At 68.8% G+C, this 21,132-nt stretch carries 16 protein-coding genes and 1 pseudogene; 10 read left to right on the top strand and 7 right to left on the bottom strand.

From position 1 onward, the window contains the following. The first annotated feature begins 134 nt into the window (after window positions 1–134). The 4 genes and pseudogenes from ACFYRU_RS13625 to ACFYRU_RS13610 all read left to right on the top strand — a co-directional run bounded on the left by ACFYRU_RS13625 (window position 135) and on the right by ACFYRU_RS13610 (window position 6,035). Window positions 135–2,204: a CDP-glycerol glycerophosphotransferase family protein gene (locus ACFYRU_RS13625; protein WP_387657301.1), complete on the top strand. Its 2,070-nt coding sequence runs from the start codon at window positions 135–137 to the stop codon at window positions 2,202–2,204. Window positions 2,205–2,335: 131 nt separating this feature from the next. Next, window positions 2,336–3,984 (top strand): annotated as a pseudogene (argS, locus tag ACFYRU_RS13620) (arginine--tRNA ligase). A gap of 10 nt (window positions 3,985–3,994) precedes the next feature. After that, window positions 3,995–5,023, top strand: a complete 1,029-nt coding sequence (locus ACFYRU_RS13615) for an alpha/beta hydrolase-fold protein (protein ID WP_387657299.1) — start codon at window positions 3,995–3,997, stop codon at window positions 5,021–5,023. Between the two features lie 40 nt (window positions 5,024–5,063). Continuing rightward, window positions 5,064–6,035 (top strand): GNAT family N-acetyltransferase, encoded by a 972-nt coding sequence (locus ACFYRU_RS13610; RefSeq protein WP_387657296.1) that lies wholly within the window; start codon window positions 5,064–5,066, stop codon window positions 6,033–6,035. Here ACFYRU_RS13610 and ACFYRU_RS13605 read toward each other — a convergent pair. Then, on the bottom strand, window positions 6,010–7,419 hold the full coding sequence (locus ACFYRU_RS13605; protein ID WP_387657294.1) for an FAD-binding oxidoreductase: 1,410 nt from the start codon (window positions 7,417–7,419) through the stop codon (window positions 6,010–6,012). The two genes, ACFYRU_RS13610 and ACFYRU_RS13605, sit on opposite strands and share 26 nt — an antisense overlap. A 111-nt stretch (window positions 7,420–7,530) precedes the next feature. Here ACFYRU_RS13605 and ACFYRU_RS13600 point away from each other — a divergent pair, with 111 nt between their 5' ends. Both ACFYRU_RS13600 and ACFYRU_RS13595 read left to right on the top strand, forming a co-directional pair. Next, window positions 7,531–8,739 (top strand): DUF2786 domain-containing protein, encoded by a 1,209-nt coding sequence (locus tag ACFYRU_RS13600; RefSeq protein ID WP_387657291.1) that lies wholly within the window; start codon window positions 7,531–7,533, stop codon window positions 8,737–8,739. Then, window positions 8,736–9,245, top strand: coding sequence for a dTDP-4-dehydrorhamnose 3,5-epimerase family protein (locus ACFYRU_RS13595; RefSeq protein ID WP_387657289.1), 510 nt, complete (start codon window positions 8,736–8,738; stop codon window positions 9,243–9,245). The genes ACFYRU_RS13600 and ACFYRU_RS13595 overlap by 4 nt, the downstream gene beginning before the upstream one ends. Here ACFYRU_RS13595 and ACFYRU_RS13590 read toward each other — a convergent pair. Continuing rightward, window positions 9,214–9,804: a TetR/AcrR family transcriptional regulator gene (locus tag ACFYRU_RS13590; RefSeq protein ID WP_387657286.1), complete on the bottom strand. Its 591-nt coding sequence runs from the start codon at window positions 9,802–9,804 to the stop codon at window positions 9,214–9,216. The two genes, ACFYRU_RS13595 and ACFYRU_RS13590, sit on opposite strands and share 32 nt — an antisense overlap. A gap of 124 nt (window positions 9,805–9,928) precedes the next feature. Here ACFYRU_RS13590 and ACFYRU_RS13585 point away from each other — a divergent pair, with 124 nt between their 5' ends. Further along, a complete protein-coding gene (locus ACFYRU_RS13585; protein ID WP_387657283.1) occupies window positions 9,929–11,395 on the top strand; it encodes an MFS transporter in 1,467 nt (488 codons plus the stop codon). A 113-nt stretch (window positions 11,396–11,508) separates the two neighbouring features. Here ACFYRU_RS13585 and ACFYRU_RS13580 read toward each other — a convergent pair whose 3' ends face one another. From ACFYRU_RS13580 to ACFYRU_RS13570, 3 genes are read right to left on the bottom strand one after another with little or no spacing between them, the layout of a single operon-like run. Then, window positions 11,509–12,252 (bottom strand): SDR family NAD(P)-dependent oxidoreductase, encoded by a 744-nt coding sequence (locus tag ACFYRU_RS13580; RefSeq protein WP_387657280.1) that lies wholly within the window; start codon window positions 12,250–12,252, stop codon window positions 11,509–11,511. Continuing rightward, window positions 12,245–13,486 (bottom strand): AMP-binding protein, encoded by a 1,242-nt coding sequence (locus tag ACFYRU_RS13575; protein WP_387657277.1) that lies wholly within the window; start codon window positions 13,484–13,486, stop codon window positions 12,245–12,247. The genes ACFYRU_RS13580 and ACFYRU_RS13575 overlap by 8 nt, the downstream gene beginning before the upstream one ends. A gap of 8 nt (window positions 13,487–13,494) precedes the next feature. Continuing rightward, the gene (locus tag ACFYRU_RS13570) at window positions 13,495–13,746 is read right to left on the bottom strand and encodes a phosphopantetheine-binding protein (protein WP_141857424.1); all 252 of its coding nucleotides are present in this window, start codon (window positions 13,744–13,746) and stop codon (window positions 13,495–13,497) included. A gap of 346 nt (window positions 13,747–14,092) precedes the next feature. Here ACFYRU_RS13570 and ACFYRU_RS13565 point away from each other — a divergent pair, with 346 nt between their 5' ends. Next, entirely contained in the window at window positions 14,093–16,519 is a 2,427-nt protein-coding gene (locus tag ACFYRU_RS13565; RefSeq protein ID WP_387657274.1) for a hypothetical protein, read from the top strand. A 3-nt stretch (window positions 16,520–16,522) separates the two neighbouring features. Here ACFYRU_RS13565 and ACFYRU_RS13560 read toward each other — a convergent pair whose 3' ends face one another. Together ACFYRU_RS13560 and ACFYRU_RS13555 are read right to left on the bottom strand one after the other, a co-directional pair. Next, a complete protein-coding gene (locus tag ACFYRU_RS13560; protein ID WP_387657271.1) occupies window positions 16,523–17,797 on the bottom strand; it encodes an ATP-binding protein in 1,275 nt (424 codons plus the stop codon). A 73-nt stretch (window positions 17,798–17,870) separates the two neighbouring features. Then, window positions 17,871–19,436, bottom strand: a complete 1,566-nt coding sequence (locus ACFYRU_RS13555; RefSeq protein ID WP_387657269.1) for a glycoside hydrolase family 10 protein — start codon at window positions 19,434–19,436, stop codon at window positions 17,871–17,873. 84 nt (window positions 19,437–19,520) lie between these two features. On the opposite strand from ACFYRU_RS13555, the gene ACFYRU_RS13550 reads away from it, so the two are divergent. Together ACFYRU_RS13550 and pseI are read left to right on the top strand one after the other, a co-directional pair. Further along, window positions 19,521–20,030, top strand: a complete 510-nt coding sequence (locus ACFYRU_RS13550; protein ID WP_387657266.1) for a GNAT family N-acetyltransferase — start codon at window positions 19,521–19,523, stop codon at window positions 20,028–20,030. Continuing rightward, window positions 20,027–21,079: a pseudaminic acid synthase gene (gene pseI / locus ACFYRU_RS13545; protein WP_387657263.1), complete on the top strand. Its 1,053-nt coding sequence runs from the start codon at window positions 20,027–20,029 to the stop codon at window positions 21,077–21,079. The genes ACFYRU_RS13550 and pseI overlap by 4 nt, the downstream gene beginning before the upstream one ends. Window positions 21,080–21,132 lie beyond the last annotated feature (53 nt).

Here is a 21,132-nt window from a genome sequence, read left to right as displayed (position 1 = left end):
CACGGCGCACTGGGCGGCGTTGTCGTCGGTCGACAGGGCTCCGCCCTGCCTCCCTCCTCCGCCTTGCCCAGCACCCCGTGGGACGTCGCTCGCGACGGCGTCACCTCTTCGCGCGACCTCTAAGATGACGGAGCATGGCCCCCAAGTTCAGCGTCGTCGTCCCGTGCCATGCCTCGCGGGCGTGGTTGCGGCCGTGTCTGGACTCGGTGCTCGCGCAGTCGTTCACCGACTTCGAGGTGATCGGGGTGGACGACGCCGACCCGGACGGGTCCGGCCGGATCCTCGACGAGTACGCCGCGGTCGACCCCCGGGTGCGAGTGCTGCACCTGGAGGAGAACGTCGGCCTCGGTCCGGCCCGGAACGCCGGGCTGAAGGAGTGCCGCGGGGAGTACGTGCTGTTCCTGGACGCCGACGACGTCTACACGCCGGGGTCGCTGGCAGCGATCTCCAGGCGGATCGACGACACCGACCGGCCGGACATCGTGATGTTCGACTACGAGCGGGTCTTCTGGGACGGCCGGGTGCTCGGCAGCCAGCGACACGACGCGTTCGCGCGGGAGGGCGCCGGGGTGTTCACGGCCGCCGAGCGGCCGATCTTCCTGACCTTCCTCGAGGTCGTCTGGAACAAGGCGTACCGCCGCGAGTTCCTCACCCGGCACGGCTTCGCGTTCACGTCCGGCTTCTACGAGGACGCTCCGTGGACGTACTCGACGATGCTGACCGCCGAGCGGATCGCGACCCTCGACCGGATCGTCGTGCATTACCGCCAGCACCGCACCGGCGGCAACATCCACGCCACCAGCGGGCGCCGGCAGTGGGACATCTTCGACCAGTACGACCGGGTGCACGCGTTCATCCAGTCCGACCCGGAGCTGACCGGCTGGCACCGGTTCGCGTTCGACCGGTCGCTGGACCACATCCTCGCCGTCCTGGCGAAGCCCGAGCGGATCGACCCGGACGACCGCGCCGAGTTCTTCCACGCCGCGCACGCGTTCGCCAAGCGCTGGAAACCCGACGGCTACAGCGCCGACCGGACCGCGCGCGGGTTCAAGCGCTGGCTGCTGATCCACGACGACTACGCGACGTACTCGACGCTGAAGCTGAGCGCCCGGATGCTGCAGGTCCCGAGTCCGCGGAAGACCGTCGGCAAGCTGCTGCGCCGCGGCAAGCTCGACCCGAACCTGGTCGCGTACGCCGCGTACGGGTTCACGCAGTACGCCGGGAACCCGCGGGCGATCTACGAGAAGGCCGCCGAGCTCGCGCCGCACCTGCGTGGTGTGTGGGTGGTCGGCAACGAGCACCTGGCCGCGATCCCGGAGGGCGTCGAGTACGTCGTCGCGGGCTCCCCGGCGTACGAGAAGCTGCTCGGCAAGGCGACGTACTTCGTCAGCAACACCAACTGGCCGGCCGACCTGGACAAGCGCGAGGGCCAGGTCCACCTGCAGACCCAGCACGGTACGCCGCTGAAGACCGTCGGGATCGACCTGCGCCGCACGGGCACCGACCTGGATCTCGAGGAGCTGATGCGCGAGGTCGACCGCTGGGACTTCAACCTGTCCTCGAACCGGTACTCCTCGGAGATCTGGGAGCGGACGTACCCGGCGTACTTCGAGGAGCTCGAGTACGGGTACCCGCGCAACGACCGGCTGCTGACCGCCACGCTCGACGAGGTCCGGGCGATCCGGGCCGGGCTCGGGTACGACGACTCGCAGCTGGTGATCCTGTACGCGCCGACGGCCGGCGACGGGCTCGACCCGGCCCAGCTGGCCCTCGCCGCCGGGCCGAACGCCCACGTACTGTTGCCCAAGGCACCGGTCGAGGACCTGATGCTGGCCGCCGACGTGCTGGTCTCGGACTACTCGTCGATCACCTTCGACTACGCGAACCTGGACCGCCCGATCGTGCTGCACGTCGACGAGGACAGCCGGCAGAGCACGTACTTCGACGTCACCGAGTTCTCGCCCGGCGTGGTGGCACGCTCCGCCGGCGAGCTGTTCGCCACCCTCCGCAGCGGTACGTTCGCCGCGCCGGAGGCGGCCAAGCACCGGCAGTTGTTCCGGGAGAAGTTCTGCGAGTTCGACGACGGGCACGCGGCCGAACGGGTGGTCCGGCGGGTGTTCCTGGGCGAGACCGACGTACCGGCGATCGTGCCGCTGGCGGACCGGACTCCCGCACCGTCGGCGTACTTCGTGCATAATGGCTGACATGTCGATCAGCCTGAAGCCGTCCCACGCCCTTCGCGTGCGCTTCAGCCTGCGACGACGACGCACTGTCTAGAGGGCGTCTCCGACACCTCAGCCTGTTCCGGTCGCGTCTCCCCTTGAAGGACTCTGTCATGTCCGCACTGCTGCCTGTCCTGTCCCAGAGAATCCAAGCCGCCGCGGCCGCGTTCGGTACGTACGATCCCGAGCTGCGGTCGAGCACCAGACCCGAGTTCGGCCACTACCAGACCAATCTCGCGCTCCGGATCGGCAACGAGCTGAACCAACCACCGCGGGAGATCGCCGCGCGGCTGGTCCAAGCCATGCAGCTCGACGACCTCTGCCACAAACCGTCGATCGCTGGGCCAGGCTTCATCAACCTGACGCTGCTGCCGCAGACGCTGGCGAAGGCGGTGAACGAGCCGCAGACGTTCAGCAGCAACGGTCAACAGGTCGTCGTCGACTACTCGCAGCCGAACGTCGCGAAGCAGATGCACGTCGGCCACCTCCGGTCCACGGTGATCGGCGACGCGTTGTGCAACGTACTGACGTACGCCGGGTACGACGTGATCCGGCAGAACCACGTCGGCGACTGGGGCACCCAGTACGGGATGATGATCGAGCAGCTGCTCGAAGAGGGCATCGCGGCGGAATCCCTCGATCTGGAGGGATTGCAGCACCTGTACGAGCGGAGCCGGAAGCACTTCGATGCCGATGGCAACTTCGCGGACAAGGCCCGGCTCAGAGTGGTCGCACTGCAGTCCGGCGATCCGGAGACCCGGGCAATGTGGCGGCACATGGTCGAGGTCTCACTGGACGACTTCGACAAGGTCTACGCCCTACTGGGCACCAACCTCACCAGACAGGACATCGTCGGAGAGAGCGCCTACAACGACGACCTCCCCCGGGTCGTCGCCGAACTGGACGCCCAAGGCCTCCTGACCCAGTCGGACGGTGCCATGTGCGCTTTCCTCCCAGGGTTCCAGGGCCGCGACGGCAGTCCGCTTCCGGTGATCATTCGCAAATCCGACGGAGGCTTCGGCTACAGCGCAACAGATCTGGCCGCCGTACGCCACCGGGTCAGCACCCTGCACGCCGACCGGATCGTCTACGTGGTCGACCACCGCCAAGCACTGCACTTCGACATGATCTTCACGCTCGCAAGAACAGCCGGCTGGCTTAACGTTCCGGCAGAGCATGTCTCCTTCGGCACCGTACTAGGACCGAACGGAAAGCCCTTCAAAACAAGAGAAGGCGGCACGGTAAAGCTCGTCGACCTGTTGAACAGTGCCGTGGAACGTGCTGCGAGCGACGGCCGGGAGGCGACGGCACTGGCCGTCGGGATCGGCGCCGTGAAGTACGCCGACCTCTCAGCGACCGGGGCAACGACTACGTGTTCGACCTGGACCGGATGGTCGCGATGACCGGCAACACCGGCCCGTACCTGCAGTACGCCCACGCCCGGCTCACCAGACTCCTGTCGAAGGCTGTGCCATCAAAGGAGGTCACGGTCCTCACAGAGCCGGCAGAGCAACGGCTGGCATTGCTCCTCACCGGCTTCGCCACCACGGTCGAGCAGGTCGCCGAGACGCTCCAGCCGCACAGACTCTGCACCTACCTGTACGACGTGGCGTCCGCGCTGTCGGTCTTCTACGAGCAGTGCCCGGTGCTGAGCAGTGAAGGCGAGACGAGAGCAAGCCGGATCGCCCTCTGCACGGCAACCCGGAAGGTGTTGCAGGATGGACTCGGCCTGCTGGGGATCGAGGCCCCCGACGCGATGTAGGAGGTACCGCATGCTGCCGTGGTCCGTCGAGTACAAAGGACGCCTGGACCAGACGACGTACACGAGTGAGCTGCTGCGCGGGAACCCGCTCGGCGACCCGCACGAGCGGCCGGTACTGGTCTACCTGCCACCGGGGTACGACGAGTCGGACGAGCGGTACCCGTCGATCTACGTGACGATGGGCTACACCGGTCACGTCGGCATGTGGTTCAACCGCACCCCGTTCCGCCAGCCGTACCCGGAGCTCCTCGACGCGATGTTCGCCGAGGAGGGTGCGCCGAAGGCGGTCGTGGTGTTCGTCGACTCGTGGACGAAGTACGGCGGCAGCCAGTGCCTCGACTCGCCCGGGACCGGGCAGTACCAGTCGTACCTGTGCGACGAGATCGTGCCGTGGATCGACGCGACGTACCGGACGGTCCCGGGCCGCGACCACCGCGCAATCACCGGGAAGTCGAGCGGCGGGTACACCGCGATGGTCACGCCGCTACTGCGGCCCGACGTGTTCGGCGCGCTCGCGACGCACGCGGGCGATGCGCTGTTCGACGTCTGCTACCGGCCGGAGTTCCCGGTGCGGGCACGGACGTTGCGGGACAAGTACGACGGCAGCTTCGAGAAGTACTTCGAAGTACTGGAGACCCGGGCCGGGCGGACCACGATGGAGGACCTGCACCTGCTGGAGATGTACGGCTACGCGTCGGCGTACTCCGCCGAGCCCGACGGGACCGTACTGCTGCCGTTCGACGACCTCGGCGCGATCGTGCCGGAGGTGTGGTCGCGGTGGATGTCCTTCGACCCGGTGGAGATGGCGAAGCAGGAGCAGTACGCCGAGGCGCTCCGCTCGCTGCGGGCGGTGTGGATCGACGCCGGCCGTCAGGACGAGTACTACCTGGACCTCGGCGCGACCGCATTCCACCGGGCGGCGCGGGAGGCCGGCGTACCGGACGGCCGGATGCACTTCGAGCTGTTCGAGGGCACCCACGGCGGGATCGAGTACCGGTACCCGATGGCGGTTCGCTGGCTCGCGGAGCAACTCCGTTAATTGGCGTGCCGTGGCCCGGCGGACGCCGTACCTTCGAGCCATGAACTGGCCGGATGGGATCGCGGCGCGACCGCTGACGCTGGACGACGTCGAGGCGTGGGCGGAGCTGCACGCCGCCAAGGAGAAGGCCGACCAGTACGGCGAGAACTTCAGCGCCGAGGATCTCGCCGAGGACCTGCAACGCCCCGGCCTCGACCTGGAACGCGGCAGCATCACGCTGTGGTCCGGCGACCGGATGATCGGGTACGGCATCGTCCGGGTCGCGCAGGCCGTGGTCGACGTCGACCGGGTGCACACCGACGGCACGATCCACCCGGAGTGGCGGCGGCGCGGTCTCGGCACGCTGCTGATGCGATGGCAGATCGACCGCGCCGGTGAACTGCACACCGCGACCCATCCGGAGGCTCCCGGGTACGCCGCCGCCGGCGCCGCCAGCACGAACGCCGGCGCGACCGCGCTGCTGCAGGGCCTGGGCTTCAAGCCGGAGCGCTACTTCTTCGACATGCGCCGCCGGCTCGACCAGCCGGTCCCCGAGGTGGCAGTACCGGACGGCCTGCAGCTGACGTCGTACGACGCCGCCCACGACGAGGAACTGCGGATCGCCCACTACGAGGCGTTCTCCGACCACTGGGGCTGGACGCCGCCGACGCCCGACCTCTGGCGGTCCCGGTCGATCGGATCGCGGGCGTTCCGCGGCACCCAGTCGTACTACGTGCTCGACGGCGAGACCGTGGCGTCGTACGTGAACTGCTTCGAGTGGGAGGCCGACACCGAGGTGACCGGCGTCCGCGAGCTGTACATCGGCCAGGTCGGCACCCGGCGCGCGTACCGCGGCCGCGGGCTGGCCCGCGCGGCGCTGGCGAAGGCACTCGCCGAGGCCGCACAGGCCGGCTACCAGCGGGCTGCGCTCGGCGTCGACGCCGACAACCCGACCGGTGCGCTCGGCCTGTACGAGAACCTCGGCTTCACGACCCAGCAGAAGTTCGTCAACTTCCAGTTGCCGCTGGCCTGATGTTCGCGTTCCGGTGGAACAGGTTGTCCGGGTCGTACGTCGCCTTGATCGCGGCCAGCCGGTCGTACTTCGGGCCGTACGACGCCCGCACCCGGTCGTCCACGTCCACCAGGTCGCTGATCGCGTTCACGTAGCTCCCCTTGCCCCGGCTGACTGGCAGCATCGCGTCCCAGAACGACCGGGTCCAGGCCCGGTCGTGCTCGAGCAGTTCCGGCGTCGGGCAGACCGCGACGATGAAGACGCCGTAGCCGGGCCTCCTGCTACCGCTGAACGCGGTCGCGTCGTCGGGCACCTTCGAGTAGGCGCCGTCGAGTCGGTAGGCCAGCATCACCGAGCCGGGTGACTGCTTCTGCGGTACGTACTCGGTGATCACCGCGATCGCCTCGTCGGTGAAGTCGTCCAGGTAGAAGCCCTTGTCGTAGGCGTGGAAGCCCCACCCGTTCGCCTCGTCCAGCATCTGTTGCAGGCCGACGTACGGCATCGGGCTCGCGAACTCGAACAGCGGCGGAACCGCCGTCCGGATCTCGTCCAGGACACCGGCGTGCTCCTCGGCGGACCCGAAGCCGATCACGATCAACGCGTAGCCCGGCCTGAAGTGCAGTTCCTCCGGTACGAACGGCGCCGGCGGCGCGCTGATCGCACCGACCACGATGTTGACGTCGTCCGGCAGGTTCGGGATCACCGTACGCGCCGTCCGGAGCACGTCGGCACCACGGTCGAGATCCCAGAACGCCAGACCGAACTGGACCATCGGCCCGGCCTCGTGCAGCCGGAACTCGAACTCGGTGACCACGCCGAAGTTGCCGCCACCACCGCGGACCGCCCAGAACAGGTCCGGGTTCTCGTCGTCGGACGCCCGGCGGATCTGCCCGTCCGCGGTGACGATCTCGACCGCGGTCAGGTTGTCGATGCTGAGCCCGAACTTCCGGGTCAGCCAGCCCATTCCGCCGCCGAGCGTGAGCCCGCCGACACCGGTGTGACTGATCATGCCGGCCGGTGTCGCCAGGCCGTACTCCTGTGCCGCCGCGTCGAGCTGACCGAGCAGCGCGCCGCCGCCCGCGCGGGCGACCTTCGCGACCGGGTCGACCGTCACCTCGTTCAGCAGGCTGAGGTCGATCATCATCCCATCGTCGACGCCGCTCGAGCCGCCCGGGTTGTGCGCGCCGCCGCGGACCGCGATCTCCAGGTCATGATCGCGGGCGAACAGCACCGCCCGGCTCACGTCGGTCGCGGTCCGGCAGCGGGCGATCACGCCCGGGTGCTTGTCGATCGCGGCGTTCCACAGCCGGCGCGCGTCGTCGTACCCCTCGTCGCCCGGTAGCAGTACGGGCCCTTCCAGAGTCGAACGCAGCGCGTCGACCCCCATCTCCGCAAGCTGAGACATAACTTCCCCTCCCCTGGGTTGTTCCTGTCAGGATTCAGAGCCCGCGGGTTATCCACAAGGGATCGGAGTCCCGGTTGAGCGGGAAATACTCCGGGTGTCACACTCGGCGGCGTGAGTGACGAGGAGATCCTGCAACGGTTGCCGATCGCGGCAGCGGTCGTTGCCTTGCGCGACGACCGGGCGGACACGGAACTGGCGCGCCTCGGTGCGTACGACGAACGCGACCAGGGGCAGGTGGACCGCTGCCTGCAGGTGTTCCTCGCCGGTCTGCTCCGCTCGACCTGGGAACGCGGCTGGGCGCCCGCCGACGTGGCGCAGCACGGGCGCCGCAACCTGGACGCCGGGGTGGAGCCGTTGTTGCTGGCCGCAATCTCGGCGGAACACGTGACGTACAAAGCCGCCACGATCGATCCGAACTGGCTCGCCCAGCTGACGGACCTCGGCGTGCCGCAGCCGTTCACGAAGCTGAGCCTGACGGACTGGAGCGCCACCGCACGGGTCGGCCGCTACCTCACCTTGCACCACGCCCTGTCGCTGGCCGGTTTCCTGCAGACGCTGCCGGTGCTCGCCCGGCTGTACCCCCTGCCCGGTACGCCGGTCCGCCACGCACAACCCGTCGTACCGGCGAACGGGAAGATGCTCGCGCGGATCCGGGCCCTGCTGGCGAAGGCGGAGGCGACCGAGTTCCCGGACGAGGCGGAAGCACTGTCCGGGAAGGCGCAGGAGCTGATGGCCAAGTTCTCACTGGACCATGCGTTGCTGGAGGCTGCGGAGGAGGAGCTTCCGGACGACTCGGCAGGGCGCCGGCTGTGGGTGGATACGCCGTACGTCTCGGCCAAGGCGCAGTTGGTCGGCGCGGTCGCCGCGGCGAACCGGTGCCGTACGGTCGTGATCGAGGACCTGGCCGTGGTCACGATCGTCGGCGCGGAGGTCGACCTTCAGCACACCGAGATCCTCAGCACTTCCCTGCTCGTGCAGGCGAACCGCGCAATGATTGCCGCGGGCAAGCACATCGGTCATCGCGGCGAGTCCCGGACGCGGTCGTTCCGGCAGTCGTTCCTGATGGCGTACGCGCAACGGATCGGTGAACGGCTGGAGCAGACCGCCGCCGCGACCCAGGCCGCCGTACCCGAAGCGGACGCGGGCCGGTTGCTGCCGGTGCTGGCGAAACGCGAGGAGCAGGTGGACGCGTTGTTCACCCAGCTCTTCCCGAACACGAGGACCCGCCGGACGCGGATCACCAACGGCGCCGGGTGGCACGCCGGGCTGACCGCCGCCGACCAGGCCCAGCTCGACGCCCGTCGGCAGGTACGCCGGTGAAGGCGCACCGGACGTCGATCGACGGGGTGCTGCGGATCGAGCTCGACGTCCAGCCGAACGACGACGGCTGGTTCAAGGAGAACTTCCACCGCGCGAAGCTCGCCGAGCTCGGGATGGACGTCGTACAGCACAACGTCGCGTACTTCGAGGAGTCCGGCATCGTCCGCGGGATCCACGCCGAGCCCTGGGACAAGTACCTGTCACCCTCGTCCGGCCGAGTGTTCGTCGCGATCGTGGAGCTGCGCCCCGGTGCCGCGTTCGGCCGGGTGGAGACGTTCGAGCTCGGCACGGCGGACGCGCTCTACGTGCCGCGCGGCGTGGGGAACTCGTTCTGCACGCTGACGCCGCACACGACGTACAACTTCCTGGTGAACGAGCACTGGTCGCCGGAGCGGGTCGCGGTCGACCCGTTCGACCCCGAGCTGGCGATCGAGTGGCCCGACCTGGAGCTCAAGTACACCGCGAAGGACGCGGCTAACCCTTCGCTGGCTCAGCTGCGGGCCTGAGACCGCAGAGCACGATGTCCAGTAGGCGGTGGGCCTGCTCGGGTGGCGTGTCGGGTGAGTGTGAGATGCCGCCGACCAACCGCATCACGTCCGCCAGCTCCAGCTCCGGCCGGACGTCACCGGACGCCTTCGCCTTGTCCAGCAGCAGATTCCCGGCCTCCTGGACGTTCAGCTTGCAGGCCTGGAAGAACGGCGACTCCCTGCCGATGGCAAGCACCAGCTCCTGCCAGAGGCTCTTCTTGGACAGGCCGTACCCGACGAAGCTGCGCAGCCACGCGGCCAGCGCATCGAACGGCGGGAACTGCTTGTCGAAGTCGTACGCACGGTCGACGAGGGACTGGATCTCGTCGACGTAGACCGCCTCGAGCAGCGCCGTCCGGTTCGGGAACCGGCGGTACAGCGTGCCGATGCCGACGCCGGCCCGGCGGGCGATCTCCTCCAGCGACGTGTCGGTGCCGTGCTCGGCGAACGTCTCCCGGGCGGCCGTCACCAGACGGTCGTAGTTCCGGGCCGCGTCCGCACGGGTCGGCCGCGTGCACGGCAAGGGTTGCGACGCCATCCAACCTCCTCCCAGAGGGTTCGCCCACAATATCGCTTGCAAAGCGGAGGATGCCTCCGTATTGTATCCGGAGGAAGTCTCCGCTTTCTCTCTCAACTGTAGCCCCTCTGGGGTAAGGAGCACTATGTCGGCAACAACCGCGGCGCCGGCCGGCGCCGATTCCGGTACGCCTGCCCGGCGTCCCGGGGTAGTACTCGCAGTCATCCTGGTCACCCAGCTGATGGTGATCCTCGACGCCACCGTGGTGAACATCGCGATGCCCCACATCCGGGAGGCGTTGCACTTCAGCCCGTCCAGTCTGTCCTGGGTGCAGAACGCCTACGCGCTCGCGTTCGGCGGTCTGCTGCTGCTCGGCGCGCGGGCCGGCGACCTGCTCGGCCGCCGCCGGGTGTTCGTCACCGGCGTCAGCGTCTTCACGCTCGCCTCGCTGCTCGGCGGTCTCGCCCCGAACGCCGAACTGCTGCTCGCCGCCCGCGTCCTGCAGGGCATCGGCGGCGCGATCGCGGCCCCGGCGGCGCTCACGCTGCTGATGCTCACCTACCGCGAAGGTCCCGAGCGGATGAAGGCGCTCGGGTACTACAGTCTGATCTCGTCCGGCGGCGGCAGCGTCGGGCTGGTGCTCGGCGGCATGCTCACTGAGTGGGCGTCCTGGCGGTGGGGCCTGTTCATCAACGTCCCGATCGGGATCGCGCTGGTGTTCGCGGCGCGCCGCGTACTGACCGAGACCGAGCGGGAGACCGGCCGGTTCGACCTGGCCGGCGCGCTCACCTCGACGCTCGGCATCACCTCGCTGGTGTTCGGGTTCATCCGGGTCGCCGAGAAGGGCTGGTCGTCGCCGGAGGTACTGGTCGCGTTCGCGGTCGGCGTCGTCCTGCTGGTCGCGTTCGTGCTGATCGAGCAGCGGGTCAGCCACCCGATCGTGCCGCTGCGGCTGTTCCGTTCGCCGGTGCGCTCGGCGTCGTACCTGACCATGCTGCTCGTGGTCGGGACGATGTTCGGGATGTTCTTCTTCATGACACAGTACCTGCAGGGTGTGCTCGCGCTGAGCCCGCTCGCGGCCGGGCTGGCGTTCCTGCCGATGACCGGTCTGCTGTTCGCCGCGTCGCGGATCGTGCCGAAGCTGGTCGCGCGGATCGACAGCGGCAAGCTGCTGCTGGCCGGGTCCACGCTGGTGACGCTCGGAACCATCTGGCTGACCCGGCTCGGGTCGCACGGTGCGTACCTGCACGACGTGGTCGGGCCGATGGTGCTGTTCGGAGCGGGCGCCGGGATGATCTTCATCCCGCTGGTCGGCCGGGCCATCGCGGGCGTCGCACCCGAGGACTCGGGCGCCGCGTCCGGCATGCTGAACGTCGTCCAGCAGGTCGGCGGTGCGCTCGGCCTGGGCATCCTGGTCACGATCTTCGGTACGGCCAGCCGCAACTCCACATCGCGGATCCCCCGCGAGGTCCTGGTCGACGGCGTCCACGCGGCCTTCATCGGCTCGCTGGTCTACGCGGCAGTCAGCCTGACGATGATCATCCTCACCGTCCGCCCCTGGACCTGGCTCCGCCCGACCCCGAAGCCCGCCGAAGCGGTCGCCGCCGACTGACCGCGCGCCGGAGGCCGAGCCAGCCGCGGGGGGCGTGTCCGCGCGGCGGGGGCCGTGAACAGGTTATTGCCGGGGCCCGGCCCCCATTACCTGTGCACGGCCCCGGCTGGTGGCTAGATCGAGGCGGCGCCGTCGACGACCAGGACCTGGCCGTTGAGGTTGGTGTTGTCGAGGAGGAGCAGGCGGACCAACGGGAGGACGTCTTCGGGTTCGGTCAGGCGGCCGGTGGGGGTGCGGCGGGTGATCTGGTCGAGTTGGGTCTGGCCGAGAACCGCGGACATCTCGGAGGCGAAGAAACCGGGAGCGATGGCGTTGGCCAGGATGCGGCCGCCCAGTTCGCGCGCGAGCGAACGGGTGGCCGCGTCCATTCCGCCCTTGGTGGCGGAGTACGCGACCAGCCCGGGGTAACCGCGCTGAGCGCAGATCGAGGTGATGTTGACGATCCGGCCTTTGAGACCCTTCGCCAGCATCCGGCGAAGTACGAACCGGGTCAGGATCAGCGGCGACGTCAGGTTCGTCTGGATGATCTCGGCCAGGTGCTCCGCGGACGTGTGGACATGCAGCGAGTCCTGGCCGATCGCCGCATTGTTGACCAAGGCATCGATCGGCCCCAGCGTGGTCTCCACCTCACGAACGAAGGCCTGCCCGGCCGCGGCGTCGTTGACGTCGACAGAGCCGTAGTGCAGGTGCTCCGGGTACTTCTCGCCGAGCACCGTCAGTTCAGGGGTGACGGTCCGCGCGAACGCGGCGACCTTCAGGCCGGCGGCGAGCAGGTCGGTGACGATCGCCAGGCCGAGGCCGCGGGACCCGCCGGAGACCAGCACGACCGACGCGGGCGGCACCACAGTGTCAGACATCGCTCTTCAGGGTTTCCTTCTGGGGGATCTCGTCGAGGAACTTGATCCGTCGCGGCACGCCGTAGTCCGGCAGCCGGTTCGAGCACCACTGGACCAGGTCCGCGTCGGTGATCGGGCCGAGCGACCGGTTCGGTACCACCTCGGCCGCGACCATCCGGCCGACCAGCGGCGCCTTGCGCGCGAACACCCGCGCCCACGAGACGCCGGGGTGGCCCATCAGCACGTTGCGGACGATCCCGGCCGAGACCTTCGAACCGCCGACGTTGATCTCGTCGGTGTCCAGCCGCCCGGTGATCAGGACGCGGTCGCCGTCGTACTCGACCCGGTCGCCGGTGTGTACGGCGCCGACCAGGCCCGCGCCGTGGTGCGGCGAGCGGATCACCAGCTCGTCGCGCTCGACGCTCAGCACCGGCCGCTCCGGGTCGGGGTCGCGGTCCAGCCAGGACTTCGGGAAACCGGCCTTGCCGTCGTGTACGACGATCGACGCGCCGACCTCGGAGGACGCGTAGATCCAGGAGATCCGGGTCGTCGGGAAGATCTCCCGGAGCTGGTCGAGGATCGCCTGGTCGACCGGTTCGCCGCCGAGCGTGAGCTGTGCCAGCGGTACGGCGGCCAGCGCGTCGGCGTCGCGGTAGATCGCCTGCCGCCAGAAGGTCGGCGTACCGGACGCGGCCGTCACGCCGTGCTCGGTCGCGATCGCCGGCCAGTCCTCGAGTTCGTGCGGCTCGATCACGACCAGGCCCTGGTCGGGCTGGGTCAGCGAGAGCGTGACGACCTGCCACCACGCGTACGTCCCCGGCGAGTACGGCAGGAGCCAGGTCCGCGGCGGCTGATCGCCGGTGACTGTGGTCAGGGATTCGAGGGTGTGGCCGATCCGCTTCGGGCGGCCGGTCGAGCCGGACGTCAGCAGCCAGGCGCGGCCGGACTCCTCGACCCGCCGTAGCCTGGCCGGGGTGACTGCCCCATCGGGCAGCACGATCGCGAAACCGGACTCGCCCAGCTCCTCGCGCATCCGCTCGTCGACCCGGGACTCGGTCGCGACCAGCAGCTCGGTGCCGTGCACCGCGTGGTGCCGGAGCGCGGCGAGCGCGTCGCCGCCGTTGTCCACCAGTACGGCCGCGGGTGACGGGAGCTGCGGCAGCTTGTGCAGCGTCCGCCAGGTCAGCCGCTTGCCTCCGACGACGACGGTGTTGTCGTCGCCGATCAGGGCGGTCGTACGCCGGTGGCCAGTCATCGGCGCAGTCACGCCGACTGGAGTTGCTCGATGAAGTCCAGTACGTCGCCGACCGTCGCGATCCGGCGCAGCCCAGGGGCGTCGAAGTTCAGCTCGTCGCCGAGCTCGTCCTCCACCCGGAGGGCCAGCTCGGAGAAGTCCAGCGACCGGAACCCGATATCCCGCAGATCCGCCGTGTCGTCGGCCGGCAATGCGCGGCCCTGAGCCGTCATCACCTCACCCATCAACTCCCTGACCCGACTCCGATCCACCGAACTCATAGTCCCGAAGCCTAGCGCCGGACCTCCCGCACTCACCAACGCTCCGTGCGCCGGACCCGTCACGCTGCGCCGCGCCCGGCGCGCCCGCCTCGGAGGGGGTTGATGAGTGCTGGCGGTCCGTCAAGCGTTTGATCCGCGAGCGAAGCTCGAGCCAGGCCAGGACGATCGCCGGGCCGGCCGCTGCCAGGGCCGGGAGCAGAACCTCTTCGACTGGCACTCCGGCGATGTGGAGAGCGAGCATCGGACCTCCCGAACACTGCGTGGCCTGGGAGATTACCGAGTGTAAACGGGATGATCGCGGGGGTAAACGGCTGACGGACCTTGTCCGGCTCCTACACTGTGCCGGGTGATCAGACCGGGAAAGCGTCGTGCTGCCGGGCTTGGGAGGCGGAACGCGGCGCTGGTGAGTCTGCCCGTGCTGCCCATCGCCTGGTTCGTCGCGCTGCAGGCGCACCCGGTGTGGATGCCGGCCGCGTACCTCGGCTACCTGCTGGTCGTGATCGTCGTACCGGGCACGATGTTCTGGCGGCGGTTGACCGGCGGCGTCGGCTGGCTGGCCGCGGACGTCGTCCTGGGCACGGCGTTCGGGCTGGCCGTCGAGGCCTTGGTCTACCCGCTCGGGATGCTGTTCGACATGCCGTTCGCGGCGCTGCTGATGCCCGCGCTCGCGTTCGGGATGTGGCGGGCGCTGCCGCGCCGCAAGCTGCCGGAGCGCCCGACGCCGTGGTGGTCGATGGCAGGTGTGATGCTCGCGGTCGGCGTCGCCGCCGCCTGGTTCGTCCGGGTCGGCGCGCACCTGATTCCGCTGGACGGTCCGGAGGCGCTGCGGCCGAACTCCGACGCTCCGCACAACCTCGCGATCGCGGGTGAGGTCACGCACCACTTCCCGCCGCGGATCCCGTACGCCGACGGCGGGTGGTTGACGAGCCACTGGGCGGCGTACGAACACCTCGCCTCCGCGCACTGGATCACCAGCGTGCCGCTCGACGTACTCACGCACCGGATGGCGCCGTTCCTGTGGATCCTGCTGACCGTGCTCGGCGCAGCCGCGGTCGGGATGCTGCTGACCGGTCGCGCGGTGGCCGCCCCGATCGCCGCCGGGCTGGTGGTCGCCGGAGGCGATCTCGTCGCGTGGCCGTGGGCGGTGTCGGACCGGGTGTTCGCGGACGGGCCGTTCTCGCTGGGCCAGCTGACCAATCCGCCGCAGGCATTCTCGACGGTGCTGTTGTTGCCGTTGATCGCGGTGACGACATTGCTGTTGCGGCGACGGCCCGGTACGACGCGTGGACAGCTGTTCCGGTTGTTCGTCACGGCCGGGGTGCTGGTCGCGGCGCTGGCGTTGACGAAGGCGACCACGCTGCCGGTTTATGCGACGGGGCTGGCGGTCGCGTGGATCTACCTCACGGTCCGCGCGGGGCGGTTGAACCTGCGCGCGTTGGTGCTCGGCGTGGGCGTTGCGGCGGCGTACGCGTTGACGTTCTTCTTCGTACTGCGCGGCGCAGCGTCGACGGTGCGGTTCGATCCAGGGGCGGCGTTCGAGAGCCTGGCGGATCGGATGGGCGGCGGTGGCGCGGTTCCGGTGATCGCGGCGGTGGTCGTGATCGGGTGGGTGCTACCGATCGTCGGGGCGTTGCTGATCAAGCGGCGCGACGTGATGGTGATGTTCCTGCTGGCCGGGTTCGTGGCCGCCGTACTGCTGGCCTCGCTGCTGGCGGATCGTGGGGACACCCAACTGTTCTTCGTACGGACCGGGTTCGTGTTCGGCGTCCTGCTCGCGACCTGGGGACTCGGTTCGCTGGAGCGGCGGCAGTACTGGATCGCCGGCGTCGCGGCCGCGATCGGAGTCGCCGCGATCTACTGGGGCCGGCACCAGACGCCGCGTACGTGCACGTCGGCGAACTGCTTCGGGCAGGGTCTCGCGGTGACGCTGGTGATCGCGGCGCTCGGGATCGGTGTGTTCGGGCTGGTGCTGCGCGGTTCGCGTCGTACTTGGGCGGTGATCGCGGTGGCCGTGCTGCTCGGTACGACGGTGTCGCCGACGGTGGCGTCCGTACGGCGGTTCGCGAACCCGCCGCTGACGTCGTACGAGTCCATCGCGCCGGGCGGGATCGAGGCGGCTCGGTTCATCCGCCGCAACTCCGGGTCGGACGACCGGATCGCCACCAACGTGCACTGCCACCAGGCGCGGGCGTCGCACTGCCAGACCGGGTCGTACTGGATCGCCGGGTACGCCGAGCGGCGGGTGCTGGTCGAAGGATGGGCGTACCAGGCACGGGTCGACGACAGCTATCCGGCCGGGGTGCAGGGACCGTACCGGAACCAGGACCTGCTGGAACTGAACGACGAGGTGTTCAGCAACCCGACGCGGCAGACGATCGAGACGCTGCGGACGAAGTACGACGTGCAGTGGCTGCTGCTCGACGACCGGGTCAGCGCACCACCGAAGAACCTGGACAAGCTGACCGAGCTGAGGTTCCAGCTCGGCACGGTCCGCGTCTACCAGATCTACCCACCACCTCCAGCAAACCCGTTCCCGTCGATCCCACCCACCCCAACCCCGACCCGAACCCCGCCCCCGACGTTCCCCACCTCATCCACGAGCGGCTTCCCGACGGGGACTACATCCACCTTCCCGACCCCAACCATCCCCACCGGCACCCAACCAACGGTCCCGTTCCCGACCGGCACGTTCCCCACCAGCCTCCCGCCGTCCCCGACCAACCCCGGAGTCCCGACGCCGTCGACGACCTCGCCGGGGCTCCCAGGCCGGTAACGCTCAAGGGCCGAGCAGCGCTGCGGGGACGACAGCTATCCCGTCTTGACGCCGATAGGCCTCGGTCCCGGTGCAGATCACCATCGCGTCGACAAGATCGTCACCGATCTCGGACCGCAACCAGAGCAGGTGCTTCACGTCGTCGTCGGTCACGAACGGCGCGAGCTTGACCTCGATCGCCAACACTCGGTGATCGGCGCGTTCGACGATCAGATCCACTTCGTGATCGCCGTTCCTGGTCCTGAGGTGTCGCACGGCAGCCTCGGCCGCCTGGGCGTACACACGAACGTCGAGCGTGACCAGCGACTCGAAGAACTGTCCGAGCAGGACACCGTCACGGATCCTTGGATGCCCCTTGACCGCATCGTCGAGCAGCGCGGTGACTCCGACGCCGAGCAGCGCGGCCGCCAGTGCCGGGTCCGCGAGATGATGCTTCGGTGCCGAAGCCAGCCGGCTCAGCCGATTCCGGGTCGGCAACCAGGCGTCCACTGGATCGAGCAACCACAACTGGCTGAGCACATCGCGGTAGACCATGGTCGTCGTCTTCGCCGGCTTGTCGGTATCTCCGGCCGTCGCCGCGTCGAGAATCGCGTTGTACGAGGCTGTTGTGGCAGTTGCCGCAGCGTAGGCAGCCAACCATGCCCGCAAGGTGGCAGGCCGTCGCACCAGATGCCCTTGCTCGGGAAAGTCCCGCTCGACGATCCGATCGAGATACCCGGCAAGTTGGGCACGCCTGGGCCGGTCGGTGAGCGGCCGGATGCCGGGAAAGCCCGACCGGACGATCTCTTCGGTGTAGTCCGTCAACTGCAGTTCCGTCGTACCACGCACAGTCTCCCGGTGACCGGTGAGCAGACCACGCAGGCTGACAGTCGGCGACTCGACGCCTCGTTCCGACAGCGACATCGGGCGCATCCGCAACCGGACGATTCGCCCGGCTCCGGAGTGAGTAGGGGCGTCCACCGGGCTCGCGCTGCCGGTCAGTAGATAGCGGCCCGGCGTCGCGTCCCGGTCGACGCTGCGCCGAACCTGGTCCCAGACTTGCGGCTGTAACTGCCATTCATCCAGCAGAACGGGCGGATCGGCTCGATCCAGCCGATCCGGCTCGGCCTCGAGCAGCAGTCGCCGCGCGGGGTCGTCCAGCGCATAGACGGTGCGCGCCCGCCGGGCCGCCGTCGCGGTCTTTCCGACGCCCTTGGGGCCGTCGAGGGTGACGGCCGGCAGCCCAGCAAGCAATTCGTTCAGCTCAGCATCGACGACACGTTCCAGGTACTCTGCCACCTAACATAGACTACCGTTAGCAGAGGCTGAACACTACCGTTAGCAGACTGTAAACACTACCGTTAGCAGGATCTCAGCGGATCGACAGCGCCGGGATCGGCACGCTCTGGTTGGCGAGGCGGTCGAGGGCGGTGATCGAGTAGAGGTACGCGGTGCCGGGGGTGGCTGTGGTGTCGACGTACGACTGGGTGGCGCCGGTGGAGCGGAGCGTTGTGAGCAGGTTGCGCGCGTCGTTGTCCGGGCAGTGGTCGCCGCCCTTCAGTTCGCGCCGGTAGATCGCGTACGACGTCGTGTCCGCCGAGGTCCGCGACCACTTCACCTGGACGCCGTCGGCGGTACGGGCCGCGTGGACCGCGTGCGCCGGGAGCGGTGCGCGCGAGTCGAGGGCCGGCATCGCCGGGATCAGCGCCGGCTTCGAGTACCAGTTGTGGTTCAGCAGCGTCGTCGCACCGAGGCGATCCGCGCGGACGTCCTTCGCCGAGAAGAAGATGTTCCCCTGCACCTCGGGGATCGCGCTGTCGAACGCCAGGTGGTCGCTCAGCTCCTGCGGGTCCGACCAGTCCGGCGACTGCGTCGACGTACCGACCTTGTACGTCGCCTCGCCGATGTAGAGGTGCACGTGCGTACCGCGGACCTGATCGGCCCACCACGGCACGATCTTGCTGTAGTCGGCCGGTGCGAACCCCTGGGCCCAGTACACCTGCGGCACGATGTAGTCGATCCACTCCTCGCGGACCCACTTGCGGGTGTCGGCGGCGAGGTCGTCGTAGGTCTGCACGCCGGCCGTGGTGTCGGTGCCCTCCGGGTCGGTGGCCTTGTTCCGCCAGACCGCGAACGGCGAGATGCCGAACTTGATCCACGGCTTGATCGCGTGCATCTTCTGGCCGAGTTCCTGGATCAGCAGGTCGATGTTGTGCCGGCGCCAGTCCTTCAGGTCCGTGTAGCCGTCGTTGTACTGCGCGAACGTCGCCGCGTCGTCGAACGTCTGCCCGGCGACCGGGTACGGGTAGAAGTAGTCGTCGAAGTGCACGCCGTCGATGTCGTAGTTGGCGACGGCGTCCATGATCGCGTCCTCGACCAGCTTGCGGGCGGCCGGGATGCCGGGGTTGTAGTACAGCTTGCCGCCGTACGACACGACCCAGTCCGGGTGCAGCCGCGCCGGGTGCGTCGGGACCAGCGCGTTCAGGTCCGTACCCATCGAGAGCCGGTACGGGTTGAACCAGGCGTGCAGCTCGAGGTTCCGCTTGTGCGCCTCGGTGACCGCGAATTTCAGCGGGTCGTAGCCGGGGTCGCCGCCCTGGTGGCCGGTCAGGTACTGCGACCAGGGCTCGACCTTCGACGGCCAGAACGCGTCCGCGGTCGGACGTACTTGCAGGATCACCGCGTTGTGGTGCTGCCGGACCGCGTCGTCCAGCCAGCCGATCAGCTCGGCCTGCTGCTGCGCAGCGCTCAGCCCGGTCTTCGACGGCCAGTCGATGTTCACGACCGACGAGATCCAGCTCGCCCGGAACTGCCGGAGCGGGGTCGACGCGCTCGGCGTGCAGTTCTGCTGCTCCACGGCCGACGCCGTGCCGGTCAGCCCACTCAGCAACAGGCCCGCTGTCGCGCCGAGAACACCCATAGCTCGCCAGACTCTCATGTCACTCTCCGACCGTCGTTCTAGGTGAAGTCGAAAGATGTTTACACATCAGGACCCCCGAAGAGAAGACGCTAGGTTAGGAGCATGCTGCGGACCGCGACCGACGACGACGTCGACCTCATCCGGACGTTGCGGAACCAGCAGGCGAATCGGGAGGTGAGCATCACCTCGCACGAGATCAGCGCCGGCGAACACGCCGCGTGGTGGGCGAAGACGTCGGTCGACCCGTCGCGGCGGGTGCTGATCTACACGCGGGACGGCGCGACCGCCGGGGTGGTGAACTTCTTCGACCTCGACGGTACGGCGGGCGCGTGGGGGTTCTTCCTGGACGCGGACGGGCTGGCCGAGCGCGGCGAGACGCTGCCGGCGTGGATCGAGATCATGCGTGAGGCGACCGCGTACGCGTTCGACGAGCTCGGTCTCGACGTACTCACCGGTGAGGTGCTCGAACACAACGCCGTGGTCCGGCAGATGAACCGGCGCTTCCGGTTCACCGAAGGCACACCGGAGACTCGGTACGCGGACGGTCGCGAACTCACCGTGATCCCGATCAGCCTGCGCAAACAAGACCGTCGAAACCAGGGGAAAGCATGAACAACACGATCGAGATCGGGGATGTGCCGGTCGGGCCGGAGCATCAGCCGTTCGTGATCGCGGAGATGTCCGGGAACCACAACGGCGACCTGGAACGGGCGCTCGACATCGTACGGGCGGTTGCGGAGTCCGGCGCACAGGCGCTGAAACTGCAGACGTACACCGCGGACACGATGACGCTCGATCTCGACCTGCCGGCGTTCCGGCTGCCGGCAGAGCACGAACTGTGGAGCGAGGCGCGGCTGTACGACCTGTACGAGGAGGCGCACACGCCGTGGGCCTGGCACGAGCCGATCTTCGAGCTGGCGGCGTCGCTCGGGCTGGTCGCGTTCTCGTCCGCGTTCGACAGCACCGCGATCGACTTCCTGGAGAAGCTGAACGTACCGGCGTACAAGGTCGCGTCGAACGAGATCGGTGACCTCCCGCTGGTCCGCGGCATGGCCGAGACCGGCAAGCCGATCATCATCTCGACCGGTTCCGCGACGCTGACCGACATCGACGCCGCCGTTCGCGCCGCGCGCTCCACCGGCAACGAGCAGATCATCGTGCTCTCCTGCACCGCGAGCTACCCCGCACCCCCGGAGCAGTCGAACCTCCGCGGCATCCCGGTACTCCGCGACGCCCTCGACGTACAGGTAGGCCTCTCCGACCACACGATGGGCATCGGCGCCGCGGTAGCCGCGGTAGCTCTGGGCGCGACCGTCATCGAGAAGCACGTAACCCTCAAGCGGGTCGACGGCGGAGTCGACTCAGCCTTCTCCCTGGAACCCTGGGAACTGGAACTGCTGGTCGAAAGCACCCGGGTAGCACAGCTCTCCCTGGGCAAACCGGTCATCGGCCCCAAACAAGCCGAACAGAACGTCCTCCGCTTCCGCCGCTCCCTGTACGTCACCCAGGACGTCCGCGCCGGCGACCTCATCACCTTCGAAAACGTCCGCTCCATCCGCCCCGCCGGTGGCCTCGCCCCCGACCTCTTCCCCCAGGTAAACGGCCGCCCCTTCCGCACCGACGCACAAGCCGGCACCCCTCTCACCTGGGACCTGCTCTGATGTACCTGCTGTTCCCCGGGCGGCATCATGTCTTGACTCGGTTTCAGGGGGAG

The organism is Kribbella sp. NPDC004536 (assembly GCF_042873835.1).
Taxonomy (GTDB): Bacteria; Actinomycetota; Actinomycetes; order Propionibacteriales; family Kribbellaceae; genus Kribbella.
Note: the sequence above shows the minus strand (reverse complement) of the source record. Positions and strands in the feature narration are given on the sequence as shown.